12 protein-coding genes are annotated in these 15,878 nt (G+C 66.8%); 2 read left to right on the top strand and 10 right to left on the bottom strand.

Annotated elements, in window-relative coordinates; genetic code table 11:
• Nucleotides 1-96 precede the first annotated feature (96 nt).
• The 10 genes from typA to E3T42_RS09805 all read right to left on the bottom strand — a co-directional run bounded on the left by typA (nucleotide 97) and on the right by E3T42_RS09805 (nucleotide 14,400).
• A complete protein-coding gene (gene typA, locus E3T42_RS09850) occupies nucleotides 97-2,007 on the bottom strand; it encodes a translational GTPase TypA (protein WP_134365575.1) in 1,911 nt (636 codons plus the stop codon).
• Between the two features lie 247 nt (nucleotides 2,008-2,254).
• A complete protein-coding gene (locus E3T42_RS09845; protein WP_134402939.1) occupies nucleotides 2,255-3,910 on the bottom strand; it encodes an ABC transporter family substrate-binding protein in 1,656 nt (551 codons plus the stop codon).
• A gap of 96 nt (nucleotides 3,911-4,006) precedes the next feature.
• Nucleotides 4,007-6,226, bottom strand: a complete 2,220-nt coding sequence (locus tag E3T42_RS09840) for a dipeptide ABC transporter ATP-binding protein (RefSeq protein ID WP_134365577.1) — start codon at nucleotides 6,224-6,226, stop codon at nucleotides 4,007-4,009.
• Complete coding sequence (locus E3T42_RS09835; RefSeq protein ID WP_134365578.1) at nucleotides 6,219-7,169, bottom strand: ABC transporter permease; 951 nt, start codon at nucleotides 7,167-7,169, stop codon at nucleotides 6,219-6,221. The genes E3T42_RS09840 and E3T42_RS09835 overlap by 8 nt, the downstream gene beginning before the upstream one ends.
• A gap of 1 nt (nucleotide 7,170) precedes the next feature.
• On the bottom strand, nucleotides 7,171-8,154 hold the full coding sequence (locus E3T42_RS09830) for an ABC transporter permease (RefSeq protein ID WP_134365579.1): 984 nt from the start codon (nucleotides 8,152-8,154) through the stop codon (nucleotides 7,171-7,173).
• 266 nt (nucleotides 8,155-8,420) lie between these two features.
• Entirely contained in the window at nucleotides 8,421-9,011 is a 591-nt protein-coding gene (locus E3T42_RS09825; protein WP_134365580.1) for a PH domain-containing protein, read from the bottom strand.
• Between the two features lie 21 nt (nucleotides 9,012-9,032).
• The gene (locus E3T42_RS09820) at nucleotides 9,033-10,781 is read right to left on the bottom strand and encodes an ABC transporter ATP-binding protein (protein ID WP_134365581.1); all 1,749 of its coding nucleotides are present in this window, start codon (nucleotides 10,779-10,781) and stop codon (nucleotides 9,033-9,035) included.
• On the bottom strand, nucleotides 10,778-11,725 hold the full coding sequence (locus E3T42_RS09815; RefSeq protein WP_134365582.1) for an ABC transporter permease: 948 nt from the start codon (nucleotides 11,723-11,725) through the stop codon (nucleotides 10,778-10,780). Before E3T42_RS09815 ends, E3T42_RS09820 begins: the two co-directional genes overlap by 4 nt.
• Nucleotides 11,715-12,644 (bottom strand): ABC transporter permease, encoded by a 930-nt coding sequence (locus E3T42_RS09810; RefSeq protein ID WP_134365583.1) that lies wholly within the window; start codon nucleotides 12,642-12,644, stop codon nucleotides 11,715-11,717. Before E3T42_RS09810 ends, E3T42_RS09815 begins: the two co-directional genes overlap by 11 nt.
• 136 nt (nucleotides 12,645-12,780) lie before the next feature.
• Nucleotides 12,781-14,400 carry an ABC transporter substrate-binding protein gene (locus E3T42_RS09805; RefSeq protein ID WP_134365584.1) on the bottom strand — a complete coding sequence of 540 codons (1,620 nt, stop codon included), beginning with the start codon at nucleotides 14,398-14,400 and terminating at the stop codon, nucleotides 12,781-12,783.
• A gap of 235 nt (nucleotides 14,401-14,635) precedes the next feature.
• Here E3T42_RS09805 and E3T42_RS09800 point away from each other — a divergent pair, with 235 nt between their 5' ends.
• Nucleotides 14,636-15,028: a thiol-disulfide oxidoreductase DCC family protein gene (locus E3T42_RS09800; RefSeq protein WP_134365585.1), complete on the top strand. Its 393-nt coding sequence runs from the start codon at nucleotides 14,636-14,638 to the stop codon at nucleotides 15,026-15,028.
• Complete coding sequence (locus tag E3T42_RS09795) at nucleotides 15,025-15,786, top strand: CPBP family intramembrane glutamic endopeptidase (RefSeq protein WP_241975991.1); 762 nt, start codon at nucleotides 15,025-15,027, stop codon at nucleotides 15,784-15,786. Before E3T42_RS09800 ends, E3T42_RS09795 begins: the two co-directional genes overlap by 4 nt.
• Nucleotides 15,787-15,878 lie beyond the last annotated feature (92 nt).

The raw sequence follows: 15,878 nt of genomic DNA, 5'->3' as shown, positions 1-15,878 counted from the left end.
TGGTCGTGAAACCACGCGTTGTCGTTAAACCACGAAACCGCAGGGGCCGGGCGATGAGAATCCATCCCCAGACCCGCTGCGGTTTACGTTGGGGTGCTAGTTCGCGTCCTGCTTCTTCAAGCGGGAGACGTTGCGCTGACGTGCCGAAGCGGCCAGCTCGACCTTGCGGATGCGCACGACGGCGGGGGTGACCTCGACGCACTCGTCTTCGCGGGCGAACTCGAGGCACTGCTCGAGCGTGAGCTGCTTGGACGGGGTCATCGACTCGAACGTGTCGGAGGTGGACTGACGCATGTTGGTCAGCTTCTTCTCTTTGGTGATGTTCACGTCCATGTCGTCGGCGCGCGAGTTCTCGCCGATGACCATGCCCTCGTAGACCTCTTCGGTCGGGTTGACGAAGAACGACATCCGCTCCTGCAGGGCGATGATGGCGAACGGCGTGACGACACCGGAGCGGTCGGCCACGATCGAGCCGTTGGTGCGGGTCGTGATGGTGCCGGCCCAGGCCTCGTAGCCGTGGAAGATCGCGTTGGCGATACCGGTTCCGCGGGTGTCCGTGAGGAACTCGGTGCGGAAGCCGATCAGGCCGCGCGACGGAACGATGAATTCCATCCGGACCCAGCCGGTGCCGTGGTTCGCCATGTTCTCCATGCGACCCTTGCGGGCGGCGAGGAGCTGGGTGATCGCGCCGAGGTACTCTTCGGGCGAGTCGATGGTGAGGTGCTCGTACGGCTCGTGGATCTTGCCGTCGACGCGCTTCACGACCACCTGCGGCTTGCCGACGGTGAGTTCGAAGCCTTCACGGCGCATCTGCTCGACCAGGATGGCGAGGGCGAGCTCGCCTCGGCCCTGAACCTCCCAGGCGTCCGGGCGTCCGATGTCGATCACACGGAGCGAGACGTTGCCGACGAGTTCCTTGTCGAGACGGTCCTTGACCATGCGGGCGGTGAGCTTGTGGCCCTTGACCTTGCCGATCAGCGGCGAGGTGTTGGTGCCGATGGTCATCGAGATGGCGGGGTCGTCGACCGTGATGGTCGGCAGCGGCCGCGGGTCTTCGGGGTCGGCGAGGGTCTCACCGATGGTGATGTCCGCGAATCCGGCGACGGCGACGATGTCGCCGGGGCCGGCGCTCTCGGTCGGGTAGCGGTCGAGGGCCCGGGTGATCATGAGCTCGGTGACACGCACGTTCGCGATGGTGCCGTCGTGCTTGATCCAGGCGACCGTCTGGCCCTTCTTGATGGTGCCCTGGAAGATGCGCAGCAGCGCGAGGCGACCGAGGAACGGCGAGGAGTCGAGGTTGGTGACCCAGGCCTGCAGCGGGTGCTCGTCGTCGTAGACCGGCGCCGGGATGTGCTGGAGGATGGCTTCGAACAGCGGCTCGAGGTCTTCGTTGTCGGGCAGCTGGCCGTTCTCGGGCTTGTTCAGGCTGGCGGAACCGTTACGGCCGGACGCGTAGACGACGGGCACGTTCAGCACCAGGTCGAGGTCGAGGTCGGGCACGTCGTCGGCCATGTCGCTGGCGAGGCCGAGGAGCAGGTCCTGGCTTTCCTCGACGACCTCGTCGATGCGCGCATCGGGACGGTCGGTCTTGTTGACCAGGAGGATGACGGGCAGGTGGGCCTCGAGGGCCTTGCGCAGCACGAAACGGGTCTGCGGCAGCGGGCCCTCACTGGCGTCGACGAGGAGCACGACACCGTCGACCATGGACAGGCCGCGCTCGACCTCGCCACCGAAGTCGGCGTGGCCGGGGGTGTCGATCACGTTGATGGTGATGGGACCGTCGGTCGCGTGGATGCCCTTGTACGAGATCGCCGTGTTCTTGGCGAGAATCGTGATGCCCTTTTCGCGCTCGAGCTCGTTCGAGTCCATGGCGCGCTCCTCGGTGTGGGAGTGCTCGGCAAACGAGTTGGTCTGCTGGAGCATCGCGTCAACCAGCGTGGTCTTGCCGTGGTCGACGTGGGCGACGATTGCGACATTTCGGAGGTTATTGCGCGTGGCAATCGCCATGAAGTAGATCCTTACGAAGAATGATGCCGCAGAGTACCGCGTGCGACTAAGAGTGGATGTATGTGGTCAGGGTCCGACCCAACGGATAATCCTACCGCACTCTCCCTGCCGGGAGGCTGAGTGCGGATTCAGCTTCGACATCGTGACAGGAAAATCGGCCCGGCAACCGGGCAAAAAGAAACGCGGGGCGGGAACCGAAGTTCCCGCCCCGCGTGTCACTGTTCGGGTGTATCGCTGGTTCTGCTGCTTACTTCTTCCAGCCGACGATGCTCCAGTCGACCGTTTCGAACTGGGTGGCGCCGTAGTTGACCAGGCCGGTCTTCACCGCGTACACGTTCGGCAGCGGGGCGATCGGGATGATCGGCACGTAGGCGGCGAGCACCTTGTCGATCTTGTTGGCGATGACGATCCGCTTGTCGGCGTCGAGCTCGGTGTTGGCCTCGTCGAAGAGTGCGGACAGCTTCTTGTCGGTGATGCCGGTGAAGTTCGACTCGGAATCGACCGGGGAGAACAGCGCCTCGCTCGAGGAGATCGGCCACGGGGTGCCGACCCAGGAGAAGCTCGTCATCTCGAAGTCGCCCGGGATGATGTAATCCGAGAAGTACTTCGCGGCGGGGACCTCGTTGAGCTCGACGGTGACGCCGACCTCCTTGAGGTCGGCCTGCACCTGCACGGCGCGCTGCTTGTTCGTCGGGGTGTCGGCGGGCACGGTGATGGACAGCTTGAGTGCCTTGCCGTCCTTCTCGCGGGTGCCGTCGCTTCCGGCCTTGTAACCGGCCTCGTCGAGGAGCTTCTTGGCCGCGTCGACGTCATAGCCGATCGCGTCGCCCACGTTGTCTTCGTAGCCCTTCTGTCCCGGCATGAAGATGTAGCTGCCCTGGGTGGTGGCGTCCACGCCGACGGGGGTGTTGGCCGACTCGGAGATGAGCTCGCGGTTGACCGCGTGGCCGATGGCCTGGCGCACCAACACGTCCTTGAGCGGACCCTTGGAGCCGTTCATGGTGACGTGCGTCCAGGTGAGGCCGCCGGATGCCTGGATCTCGGCATCCTTTCGCTTCTCGGCCGTCTGGTAGGCGTCAGCGTTGGACGAGATGTAGAGCACGTCCGTTTCGGAGTTGCCGAACGAGGTGGCCTGCGACGCGCCGCTGACGACCTTGACGACGATGGTGTCCAGCTTGGCCGCCTCGCCCCACCACTTCGGGTTGCGGGTCAGGGTGACGACCTGGCCGACCGTGTCGATCGAGGAGATCACGAACGGGCCGGAGGACGGCACCGGGGTGGTGACGTACCCCGCGTTGAACGCCTCAGGATCGGATGCGACCGCCGCGGGCAGAACACCCGTGAAGATCGACGCCCAGTCGGCGTTGATCGAGTCGAAGGTCACCGTGAAGTCGAAATCGCTGCCCTTCGACTCGATCGCGCTGATCTGCTCGAAGATGGCCGTGGACGCCGGGGAATAGGCCTCGTTACTGCCGTTCATGGCCGCCCAGGTGGCCGCGTAGTCCTTGTAGGTGATCGGGGTGCCGTCTTCCCAGACCGCCTTCGGGTTCAACTTGATCTCGATGACCTGCGGGTCGTCGCTGACGACCTCGACGCTGGTCGCGTAGTTGGGGTCGACCAGGGTGGTCCCGTCGCCCGCGACCCGGATCGGGCCGCCGGACGTCGGCGCCACGGTGTTGACCGTGTCGGACTCGTTGCCGTCGACCTCGTAGATGTTCCAGTTCGAGGGCATCGCGTTGATGGCGAGGTTCAGGGTTCCGCCGACCTGCACGTCGGCGGCGGCGGCAGCCTCCCACGCGGTGGTGGGCAGCGCCTTGCTGCTCGCCTTCGGGGAGGTGCTGCCTGCGGTGTTTCCGGGGGCGCACGCCGTGAGCAACAAGGCGGACGCACTCAGAACGGCCACTGCTGCAAAAACAGTAGTTTTCCGTTTCATGTGATTCTCCATTTCTTGGTGGGGACTTTTCCTGGTGAGGGACGTAAGGATGGAAGTACTGAGAATTTAGAGCACGAGGTCTTCCTCGCGGCCGGCCAGCGACGCCGAGATGGCCAGCTCGTTCTGCTCGACGTGGTGGCAGGCAGTCTGCACGGTGGCGTGCAGTTCCAGAACCGGGTCGACGCTCTCGCAGAGCGAGCGGTCCTGCGGCGCGAGCAGCGCGTACAGGGGGCAGCGGCTGCGGAAGTTGCAGCCGTCGATCTGCTCGGTCGGGCTGGGCAGGTCGCCCTGGAGCAGCACCCGCTTGCGGCTGCGCTCGATCACCGGGTCCGGGATCGGCGCCGCCGAGATCAGGGCCTGGGTATACGGATGCCGCGGGCGGGCGAACACCTCGGCGACCGGCCCGTACTCGACGATTCGTCCCAGGTACATCACGGCGACCGTGTCCGCGATCTGGCGCACGATCGCCAGGTCGTGCGCGACGAACAGGTAGGAGAGGTTCAGCTGCTCCTTGAGGTCCTCGAGCAGGTTGATCACCCCGGCCTGGATCGAGACGTCCAGGGCGGACACGGGTTCGTCGAGGACGACGAGCCGGGGGTTGGTCGCCAGAGCCCGGGCAATGCCCACGCGCTGCCGCTGTCCGCCGGAGAACTCGTGCGGGTAACGGTCCGCCATCTGCGGGTCGAGTCCCACGAGGTCGAGCAGTTCAGCCACCCGGGCGCGCCGGGCCGCGGGCTTCACCCCGTGCACGGTGAGGGGTTCGCCGATGATGTCGCCGATCGGCAGCCTCGGGTCCAGGGCGGCCATCGGGTCCTGGAAGACGATCTGCACGTCCTTCCGCAACCGGAGCAGCTCGGCCCGGCCGAGCCCGGTGACATCCCGGCCGTCGATCAGGATCTGGCCGGCCTGCGGCTTCGTCATCTCCAGGATCTCGAGGATCGTCGTGGACTTGCCACAGCCGGACTCGCCGACCAGGCCCAGGGTCTGGCCGGGCAGGATCGAGAAGGACACCCCGTCGACCGCGCGTACGGTGCCGATCTGGCGGGAGAACACCCCGCCCTTGGTGAGCGGGAAATGCCGCACCAGCCCGGTCACCGTCAGGACCGGCTGGGCATCCTGGTCCTTCTCCCGGTGCGCCACGGCCAGCGGTGCCGGGCGGGGGAAGACGTCGGGGCGGGTCAAAACACCGTCGGCGATCTCGTCCGAGCGGTGGCAGGCTGCCACGTGCGCGGCCTCCGCCAGACCGGCCACGGGCGCGCCGGGAGCGGCCGTGCCGGGCGCGGTCATGCCGGCCGGGCCGGCGTTCCCGTGCACGAGAAGCACCGGTTCGGTCTCGTGGCAGGCGTCGAGGGAGATCGGACAGCGGGCCGCGAACGGGCAGCCGCGCGGCAGGGCCGTCAGCGACGGCGGGCGTCCCTCGAGCGGCACCAGTCGTTCCGTTCCGGCGGTCTGCATATTGGGCACCGAGCGCAGCAGGCCGATCGTGTAGGGCATGTGCGGGGCCGCGAAGACCTCCTGGGTGGTGCCGTTCTCGACGAGCTTCCCGGCGTACATCACGGCGATCCGGTCGGCGTGGCCGGCCACCACGCCCAGGTCGTGGGTGATCAGCACGACGGCGGCGCCGGTCAGGTTCTTCGCCGTCTCCAGTACCTCCAGGATCTGGGCCTGGATCGTGACGTCCAGGGCCGTGGTGGGCTCATCGGCGATGATCAGCAGGGGGTCGTTGGCGATCGACATGGCGATCATCGCGCGCTGGCGCATCCCGCCGGAGAACTCGTGCGGGAAGGCCCGCGCGCGTCGTTCGGGCGCCGGGATCCCGACCACCGTGAGCAGCTCGACCGCCCGAACCTGCGCCGCACGCTTGGTCAACGCGGGGTCGTGCAGCAGCAGGGCCTCCGCGATCTGGTCGCCCACGGTGTACACCGGGGTCAGCGCCGACAGCGGGTCCTGGAAGATCATCGAGATTTCGCGGCCACGGATGCGGGAGAGCTGCTGGTCGTTCAGGTCCAGCAGCGACCGGCCGCCGAACATGATGCTGCCGGTGACAACCGCCGAACTGGGCAGCAGACCCATCAACGCGAGCGAGGACACCGATTTGCCGGAGCCGGACTCGCCCACGATGCCGAGGAACTCGCCCTTGTGCACCTGGTAGCTGATCCCGCGCACGGCCTGCACCGCGGGGCCTCCCCGCTGGGGGAACGTGACCGAGAGGTCGGTGACCTCCAGCAGCGGCGTCTGGCCACGGCCGGGCCGCGCCGGGCTCCCGTTCAGCAGAAGATTAGTCACGGTTGACTCCCGAGGTAGGGTCGACGGCGTCGCGCAGGGCGTCCCCGATCAGGCTGACGGCGAACAGGGTCACGATCAGCACGCCGGCCGGGAACACGAACAGCCAGGGCCGGGTGACGGCCGCACTCGTCCCCTCCGCCAGGAGGGTGCCGAGGGACACGTCGGGTGCCCGGATACCGAAGCCGAAGTAGCTGAGGCTGGTCTCGGCGAGGATCGCCGCCACCACTCCGAGCGTCGCGTCGATGATCAGGAGCGACGCGACGTTGGGGATGATGTGGCGGCCGAGGATCTTCCGCATCGGCACGCCCATGTACCGGGCGGCCTTGACGAAGTCGCGGTCGCGCAGCGACTTGGTCTGCGACCGCACCACCTGGGCCATGATCATCCAGCTGAAGCCCGCGATGAAGACGGTCAGGAAGACCCAGGACAGCCCCTTGAAGAGGGGGCTCAGGATCACCAGGAGGATGAACGACGGCAGCACCAGCAGCAGGTTGATGCACCAGACCAGGACCCGGTCGACGACGCCGCCCATGTAGCCGGCCACGGAGCCGACGACCGCGGCGATGAGCGTGCCGAGCGGGCCGGCGATCAGGCCGATCACCAGGGATTTCTGCAGCCCCACCAGCGTCTGCGCGTAGAGGTCCTGGCCGATGCCGTTGGTGCCGAACCAGTGCAGCTGCGTCGGGCCGAGCCCCATGTTGAGCGGGTCACGGCCGGTGGCGTTGTAGGGGTAGAGCAGGGGACCGAGCAGCGCCCAGGCCAGGATCACGGCGATGGTGACCGCCCCCACCCAGAAACGCGAGGTCTGGGTCAGCCGCCACCAGATCAGCCGCCCGCGGGAGCGCGCCTTCTTCGGCGGGGTGACCTCGGTGCCGAGAGGCTGCGGGGGAAGCGGAACGACCGGGGAGCCGAGCTCGGCGTTGGTTTCTTCGACCAGGGACATCTCAGTTCCTCACTCTCGGGTCGAGCGCGGCGTAGAGCACTTCGGAGAGCGTCGAGGAGAACAGGATCAGGATGGCCACGAACAGCGTGGTCCCGGCGACCGCGTTGATGTCGCTCTGGCTGATCGCGTTCAGGGCGAATTCGCCCATCCCGTGGAAGGAGAAGACGATCTCGAGCATGATCGAGCCGGAGACCAGCGTGCCGAAGCTGTAGGCGAAGAACGTGGACATCGGGATGAGCGCGACCCGCACGCCGTGGCGAACGAGCGCCGAGTTGCGGGAGCGCCCCTTGGCCCTGGCGGTGCGGATGAAGTCGGCCGAGAGCACGTCGAGCATGACGCTGCGCTGGTAGCGGGAGTAGCCGGCCGCGCCGATCAGCACGAGCGCGATCGTGGGCAGGAGCAGGTGGACGCCGCGGTCCAGGGTCAGATCCCACCAGGATCCGCTCAGCCCGGCCGAGTATTCGCCGGTGAAGTTGATCAGCTGGGCTCCCGCTGCGCCGTTCAGCGCGGTCGCCGCGATCATGAGTAGGACCCCGATCACGAAGGTCGGCGTGGCGAAAATCAGGTAGGAGCCATAGGTGACGACCTGGTCGCTCAGTTTGTACTGACGCACCGCGCCCCAGACGCCCAGCGTCACCCCGACGAGGGCCCCGATCAGCGAGCCGATCAGGAGCAGTCGCAGACTGACACCGGCGCGGGAGATGATCTGGTCGCCAATGGAAACGCCGTTGACCCCGGTGCCCAGCGAGCCGTGCACGACCAGGTTCACCAGCCAGTCCCAGAGCCGCTGGAGCACGGGCACGTTCGGGTTGACGCCGAGGCCGTCCAGGATGTTGTCGATCGTCTGCTGCGTCGGCTGGGGGTTGCGGCCGTAGTACTTGGCAGCAGGGTCGAGGGCCAGGCTGGACACGACATACGCCAGACACGTCGCGATGAGCGAAAGGAAGAAGTAGTTGACGAAACGTCGGAAGATGTAGAAGGCCACGCGCGGTCAACCTAGAACGGGGAACGAGAGACGGCAGCCGGAATGGTTCTACGAAGTGATCCCATTGTTTACTCCCCCGTCGCGCTCCCGCCCGAAGGATTCCCGGCGGCAGAACCGTTTCAAATGTTGTTACGGGGCGAGCCTGTGCCTGCGCGAAGCTCCTTTGCCCCAGATCACAGTCTGCGGCAGATCCTGACAAAACATGTAACATTTTCGAAACTTAAGTCGCAATTTGCTGAGTCCGGGGTCAGAGGATTGAGCAACGCTCAGACCTGCGCCGCCCAGATCAGCTGCGCGACGACGACCAGGAGGAGCGCCACGCCGACCTGCAGCGACCATCCGTTCCACCGGCGTGCAGCGGCATCCGTGGGGCCCTGCGGCCGCTCATGCCGTTCCCAATAGCCCTGGATCGCCCGGTGGGCGGCGCTACCGCTGATCCGTCCGCTGGGCTCGCGCACCTGCGCCGCCCGCGGGGCCGGCCCGGACGACCGGACCGGCATCGACGACCGGGCGGATGACGGCGCTCCCCAGCACCGCAGCCGCTCGCCTGACCGGGTCACCACGACGACCTGGTGGCGCAGCACGATCTCGTCCACCGCACCCCAGGGCACGGTCGTCGTGCGCAGCACGTTGACGATGGTCAGCCCGGTGCCGGACAGCCGCAGGCACGGCCGGGCGAAGACGAGCCAGGCCGACCACAGCACCAGCGTCACCGCCGGCAGGGACACCAGGGCCACGGCCCCCCGCGCACGCAGGAGCGCGTCGACCAGCAGCGCGGCGCACAGCAGCGCCACGGCCGCGAAGACGGCGACGGATGCCGGCGACCGCAGGACGATCGCCGCGCGCCCGGGAGTCACTCCCGCGCCGCCGAACCGCGGTCAGCGGCCAAACTGGAAGTTGCCGCCCGGGATGGCTGCGAGCAGTTCCTGGGTGTACGCCTCACGCGGGTTGTCGAAGACCTCGTCCGTGGACGCGGTCTCGACGATCCGCCCCTTCTGCATGACGCAGACGTTGTCGGCCACGAGCCGCACGACTGCGAGGTCGTGCGTGATGAACAAATAGGTCAGGCCGAGTTCGGTCTGCAGTTCGGTGAGCAGGTTCAGGATCTGGCCCTGCACGAGCACGTCGAGGGCGGATACCGCCTCGTCGAGCACGAGCACGTCCGGCTTGAGCGCGAGGGCACGGGCCACCGCGATCCGCTGGCGCTGCCCGCCGGACAGTTCGCTCGGGTAGCGGTACCGGGTGGCCCAGGGCAGGGATACCTGGTCCAGCAGCTCGCGCACGCGGTCCTGGCGCTCTTTGGAGGAGCCGATCTTGTGCGCCAGCAGGGGCTCGGCGATCGTGTTGCCCACGTTGTACTGCGGGTCGAGGGAGCCGTACGGGTCCTGGAACACCGGCTGCACGCGGCGGCGGAACTTGAGCAGCGCCGCCCCCTTGAGCCCGGCGACATCCTGGCCGTCGAACTCGATCTGGCCGCTGGTGATGCTCTCCAGCTGCAGGATGAGCTTCGCGACGGTGGACTTGCCCGACCCGGATTCCCCGACGAGCGCCGTGGTGGTGCCCTTCCTGATGCCGAAGGAGACGTCGTTGACGGCGAGCAGTTCGTTGTACTTCAGGCCCTTGGTGCGGATGCGGTACAGCTTGGAGATGTTCTGGATCGAGATCAGGTCCTTCGCCGCCGCATCCGCCTCCCGCTCGGCCGCTCGGGCCACGAGAGTGGCGTCGAGCGAGCCCTCGGAGAAGATGGCTTCTCCTCCGGCGCCGGCCGTCTTGGCGGACTGGATGCGACGGGACGCGAGGCTGGGGGCCGCCGCGACGAGACGCTGGGTGTACGGGTGCTGCGGGTTGGCGAGGATCTCCTGCGACGGGCCGGATTCGACGACCTTGCCCTTGTACATCACCACGAGCTGTTCGGCCCGCTCGGCCGCGAGGCCGAGGTCGTGCGTGATGAACAGCACGGAGGTGCCGTAGTCGCGGGTGAGGGTGCCGAGGTGGTCGAGGATCTGTCGCTGCACGGTGACGTCAAGTGCCGAGGTGGGCTCGTCGGCGATGAGCAGCTTGGGCCGTGCGGACAGGCCGATGCCGATCAGCACGCGCTGGCGCATGCCGCCGGAGAACTGGTGCGGGAACTGCTTGAGCCGGTCCTCGGCGTCGCTGAGCCCGGCCTCCTGCAGCACCTGGATGGTGCGCTCGCGTGCGGCCTTGCCCTGGGCGACGTTGTTGGCCTTGATGGCCTCCTCGACCTGGAAACCGATGTTCCACACCGGGTTCAGGTTGCTCATCGGGTCCTGCGGCACGTAGCCGATCAGGCGGCCGCGGACATCCTGGATCTCCTTGGCCGAGAGGGCGGTGAGGTCGCGGCCCTCGAACAGGATCTGTCCGGCCGTGATCTTGCCGGTGCCGGCGAGGAGGTTGATGATGGCCTGCGCGGTCGTGGTCTTGCCCGAGCCGGACTCACCGACGATCGCGAGGGTCTGGCCGGCGTAGAGGGTCAGACTGACCCCACGCACGGCAGGGACGACACCGTGCTGGGTCTGGAAGCCGACCTCGAGGTCGCGGATCTGGAGCAGAGGCTCCGTGGACGCGTCGGCGTTCTCGCTGACGGGTTCGATGACGGTCTGGCTCATCGGCGGGCCCTCGCTTCGGGGTCGAGGGCGTCGCGCACGACGTCGCCCAGCATGAGGAACGCGAGAACGGTCACGGACAGCGCCGCCGCGGGGTAGAGCAGCACCTGCGGGTTGGTGCGGAGGGAGCTCTTCGCTGCGTCGATGTCGTTACCCCAGCTCATGACGTTCGGCGGAAGGCCGATCCCGAGGAATGACAGGGTGGCCTCGGCCACGATGAACGTGCCCAGCGAGACCGTGGCGATGACGATCACGGGCGCGATCGAGTTCGGCACCACGTGACGCAGCAGGATCTTGAACTTGCTGACGCCCAGGGCGATGGATGCCGTCACGTAGTCCGAGTTGCGGGCCGAGAGCACAGCGCCGCGCATGATTCGGGCGATCTGCGGCCAGGCGAAGAGCGAGAGCACGAGAGCGATGGTCACCGGGGTGCGCTCCGGCAGGACCGACATGAGCACGATGGCGCCCAGCACGGTGGGGACGGCGAAGAAGATGTCGCCGATGCGGGAGACGATCGAGTCCAGCATGCCGCCGTAGTAGCCCGCGAGCGCGCCGACGATGATGCCCGTGAAGGTGACGAGGATCGTGGCGAGCAGGCCGACGGTGAGCGAGGCCTGCGTGCCGAAGATGATCCGGGCGTAGATGTCGCAGCCCTGGCGAGTGTAGCCGAGCGGATGCCCGTCTGAGGGTGCACCGTGGCTGTCGCCGAGGTCGCAGGATGTGGGCGAGACGTGGGCGAACAGGCTCGGGAACAGAGCGACGATCACGATCAGGAAGATCAGCGCCGAGGAGATCCAGAAGGAGGGCCGTACCCGCATCGCGTCCCAGGCATCCGCCCAGGTGCTGCGTGCCTTCTGCGACTCGTCGAGGCGGTCGACGGTTTCGACCGGGGTTTCTTCCAGCGCGGCGACGTAGTGCGTCTGTGCGTTCGGGTTCTTATTTGGCATAACGAATCCTCGGGTCCAGTGCTGCGTAGAGGAGGTCGACGAGCAGGTTGGCGAGCACGAAGATCACGACCATGACAGCGATGAACGACACGACGGTGGGGCCTTCACCCAGCTTGATCGCCTTGTAGACGGTGCCGCCGACGCCGTTGATGTTGAAGATGCCCTCTGTGACGATGGCACCGACCATGAGTGAACCGAGGTCCACGCCGAGGAAGGTGACGACGGGAACAAGGGAGTTGCGCAGCACGTGCACGCCCACGACGCGGCGGCGGGACAGCCCCTTCGCGGTCGCGGTGCGCACGAAGTCCGCGTTGAGGTTGTCGGAGACGCTCGCGCGGGTGAGCCGCACGATGTAGGCGAACGAGACCGAGGCCAGCACGAGCGCGGGGAGGAGGAGCTCGTTGAAGGGAGCCTCGCTGCTCACCGTCGTACGAGCCCAGCCGAGCTTGACGGCGAAGACGTACTGCAGCACGAAGCCGATTACGAACGTGGGAACACTGATCAGGAGGAGGCTGACCACGAGGGCGCTCGCGTCGAAGAACTTGCCCTTGCGGAGGCCGGCGATCAGTCCGACGAGGATGCCGAAGAAGGCCTCGATGGCCAGCGCGAGCAGAGCCAGACGGGCGGTGATCGGAAAGGCCTTGGCCATCACGTCGCTCACGGGACGGCCGGAGTACGTGGTGCCCAGGTCACCCTGGAAGAAGTTGCCGATGTAGATGAAGTACTGCACGATGAACGGCTTGTCCAGGTTGTACTGGGCGCGGATCTGTTCGATCACGCCGGGCGCCGGGGGCCGGTCGCCGTAGAGAGCCGCGATGGGGTCCCCGGGCAACGAAAACACCATGAAGTAGATCAGCAGCGTTGCACCGAAAAACACCGGGATCATCTGGAGCAGGCGTTTGCCCGTATACCAGAGCATCAGGTTCCCAAGCCAGAACGTATGTACATGAGATTCACAATCACTGGTTGAGTCTAGTCAGTGTGGGGCCCGGGGCTGACGCCCCGAGCCCCACACGTCTTATCTATTCACTGCTGTCAAACGGATTGAACGAGTATTACTCGCTCTTGGTGATGTTGCTGTACAGCGGCACGGAGTCCCAGCCGAAGACGACGTTATCGACCTTGTCAGACCAGACGCCGGTGACGTTGGAGTACCAGAGCGGGATGGTCGGGAGGTCCTTGAGCAGGACTTCCTGAGCTTCCTGGTACTTCTTGGTTGCGGCTTCGACGGACGACGCCGCTGCGCCATCCTTGATCAGCTTGTCGAATTCGGGGCTGCTGTAGTCCTCGTAGTTCGAGCCGGCACCGGTCTGGTACAGCGGGGCGAGGAAGTTGTACAGCGACGGGTAGTCGCCCTGCCAGCCGGCGCGGGTTCCACCGGTCAGCTTGTCACCCTTGCGGTCGTCGAGGGCTGCGGCGAAGGTCGGGTACGGCTTGCCGATGGCTTCGATGCCCAGGGTGTTCTTGATGCTGTTGGTCACAGCGTCGACCCAGGCCGCGTGGCCGCCGTCGGAGTTGTAGGCGAGGTCGAACGTGCCGGTGTAGGGCGCGATCTTGTCGGCTTCGGCCCACTTGGCTTTGGCCTCTTTCGGGTTGTAGGCGAGGACGTCGGCACCCTTGAGAGAGTCGGAGTAACCGTCGATGACCGGCGAGGTGAAGTCGGTGGCCGGGGTGCGGGTGCCCTGGAAGATGACGTCGGTGATTTCCTTGCGGTCGATCGACATCGAGATGGCGGCGCGGCGCAGCTTGCCTTCCTCACCACTCCAGTGCTCGAGGTAGTACGGCATGTTGAAGCCCTGGAAGATGGCGGCCGGCTGGTTGACGAAGCGGTCCGGGAAGTCCGACTCGTAGGAGGCGAATGCGGCATCCGGGACGGCGTCGAGCACGTCGAGGTTTCCACCCTGGACGTCCGCGTAGGCGGCATCCTGCGAGGCGTAGAAGACGATGCTCAGGCCGCCGTTGACGGGCTTGCGCACGCCGTCGTAGTCGGGGTTGGTGACGAGGTCGATCTTGACCTCGTGCTCCCAGGCGCCCTTCTTGGCCAGCATGTACGGGCCGTTGCCGATCGGGTTCTCACCGAAGGCGGCCATGTCCGCGTACGCGGAGGAGGGCAGCGGCATGAACGCCGTGTAGCCCAGACGCAGCGGCCAGTCGGCCTCGGGGGAAGCCAGCTCGACCGTGAAGGTCTTGTCGTCGACGACCTTGAGGCCGGTCAGTTCGGAGTCGGCGTCGTAGCTGAAGCCGGCGATGTCGTCGAAGAAGTAGGAAGCGCTCTGGGCGTTGCTGAACTTCGCGCCGAAGTTCCACGCGTCCACGAAGGAGGAAGCGGTGACGGCTTCGCCGTCGGTGAACTTCCAGCCGTCGTTGATCGTGACGGTCCAGTTCTGCGCGTCGTCCGATTCGATGGACTTCGCGACCTCGTTCTCGGTCTCGCCCTTGGCGTTGTAGGAAACGAGTCCGGCGAAGAGCGAGGTGGTGATCTTGCCGCCACCGGTCTCGGTGGTGTTCGTCGGGATCAGCGGGTTCTGCGGCTCAGAGCCGTTCGTGCTGATGATCGCCGCGGTGTCGCCGGTCGCGGCTTTCGGGGTGGATTCTCCACTCGCGCACCCGGAGAGCATGAGTGCTCCCGCGGCGGCCAGAGCGATGGCTGGTATGCCCAGTCTCCTGATTTTCAATTTTCCTCCTGTGCGCAGGGATGTGCCACGCGGCTCATCACCGCGCCGACACGTCAGTTATATTGACCCTAAAGAGCCGGGACTGCGTTCGCACAATCTAATGAGGAAACGTTACACAGGCGAAACATTCTGCGCAGGATAGTTGCACCACGGCAGGTTCTTTCGGCCGATCCTTCCGCCGTACCCCGCAACATCCGCGTTCTGCGCAGTCGGAGGGCAGTGGGAGGATTGAGACATGACGCTCGTCTCCCCCGCCCGCCCGCCGCTGCTGATCTTCGACGGCGACTGCGCGTTCTGCACCACCTCCGTGAACCTGATGACCCGCCTCCTTCCGGCCATGCCGGATGCGGCCCCGTACCAGTGGACCGACCTCGGGTCGTACGCCCTCACGACGAAGGACGCCCAGTCGCGGGTCTGGCTCGTGATCGACGGGCACCAGTACGGCGGCGCCGCGGCCGTCGCCGCCCTGCTGCGGCACCAGCCGAACACGGTTCTGCGCATCCTCGGCTGGCTGGGCACGGTTCCGCCGTGGTCCTGGGCCGCCGAACTCGGCTACCGGCTGGTGGCGCGCTACCGCCACCGGCTTCCCGGGGGCACGCCGGCCTGCCGGATGAAGCCGGGCACGTGACTCGGAACGCTCTTCGCTGGGAGGTAGGAATCGTCCTCGGGCTCTCGCTCGGGGCATCCGCCATCTATTCGGTGGTCTCAATCATCGCCCGCCTGACCGACACGCGGCCGCTCTCGGAGCAGTCGGCCACGCTGAACGGCTCGCAGTCGCCGCGGGAATGGCTCGACTTCACCTACCAGTTCCTCGGGATCTTCTTCGCCTTCTTCGCCGTGGCCCTGGTGCTGTACCTGCTGTGGCGTCCCGGGCAGAGCGCGTTCCGGCGACTCGGGTTCGACCTGACGGAGCCGCGGCGCGACCTCCTGCGCGGGCTCGGCCTGGTCGCGGCCATCGGCATCCCGGGCCTCGGCCTGTACCTGGCCGGGCGGTTCTTCGGCTTCACGGTCGCGGTCGTGCCGTCGCCGATCGACACGTTCTGGTGGACGGTCCCCATCCTGGTGCTCTCGGCGCTTCGCTCGGCGCTGACGGAGGAGCTGATCGTGGTGGGCTACCTCTTCACCCGGCTGCGCGAGCTCGGCTGGTCGACCTGGACGATCATCGTGTCGTCGGCCGTGCTGCGGGGCAGCTACCACCTGTACCAGGGCATCGGCCCGTTCTTCGGCAACGCCGTGATGGGCGTCGTGTTCGGCTGGTGCTACCTCCGCTGGGGCCGCACGATGCCGCTCGTGATCGCGCACTGGGTGCTCGACATCGTCTCGTTCGTGGGCTACCCGCTCGCCCTGGCCTGGTGGCCCGGGCTGCTCGCCCCCACCGCCGCCTAGCCCACCTGCCCGCCGCCGCCCGGCCCCACCTGACCGCCGAGCCCGGCCTCACCTGCCCGCCGCGCCCCGCCTCCCCTGCCCGCCGCGCCCCG

The sequence above is a fragment of the Cryobacterium sp. TMT4-10 genome (genome assembly GCF_004403275.1).
GTDB lineage: Bacteria > Actinomycetota > Actinomycetes > Actinomycetales > Microbacteriaceae > Cryobacterium > Cryobacterium shii.
Note: the sequence above shows the minus strand (reverse complement) of the source record. Positions and strands in the feature narration are given on the sequence as shown.

What these genes read in the sequence shown, in the direction of transcription:
- E3T42_RS09820 (WP_134365581.1), bottom strand. Translation starts at nt 10,781, where the DNA reads ATGAGCCAGACCGTCATCGAACCCGTCAGCGAGAACGCCGACGCGTCC.
- E3T42_RS09800 (WP_134365585.1), top strand. Translation starts at nt 14,636, where the DNA reads ATGACGCTCGTCTCCCCCGCCCGCCCGCCGCTGCTGATCTTCGACGGC.
- typA (WP_134365575.1), bottom strand. Translation starts at nt 2,007, where the DNA reads ATGGCGATTGCCACGCGCAATAACCTCCGAAATGTCGCAATCGTCGCC.
- E3T42_RS09810 (WP_134365583.1), bottom strand. Translation starts at nt 12,644, where the DNA reads ATGCTCTGGTATACGGGCAAACGCCTGCTCCAGATGATCCCGGTGTTT.
- E3T42_RS09815 (WP_134365582.1), bottom strand. Translation starts at nt 11,725, where the DNA reads ATGCCAAATAAGAACCCGAACGCACAGACGCACTACGTCGCCGCGCTG.
- E3T42_RS09835 (WP_134365578.1), bottom strand. Translation starts at nt 7,169, where the DNA reads ATGTCCCTGGTCGAAGAAACCAACGCCGAGCTCGGCTCCCCGGTCGTT.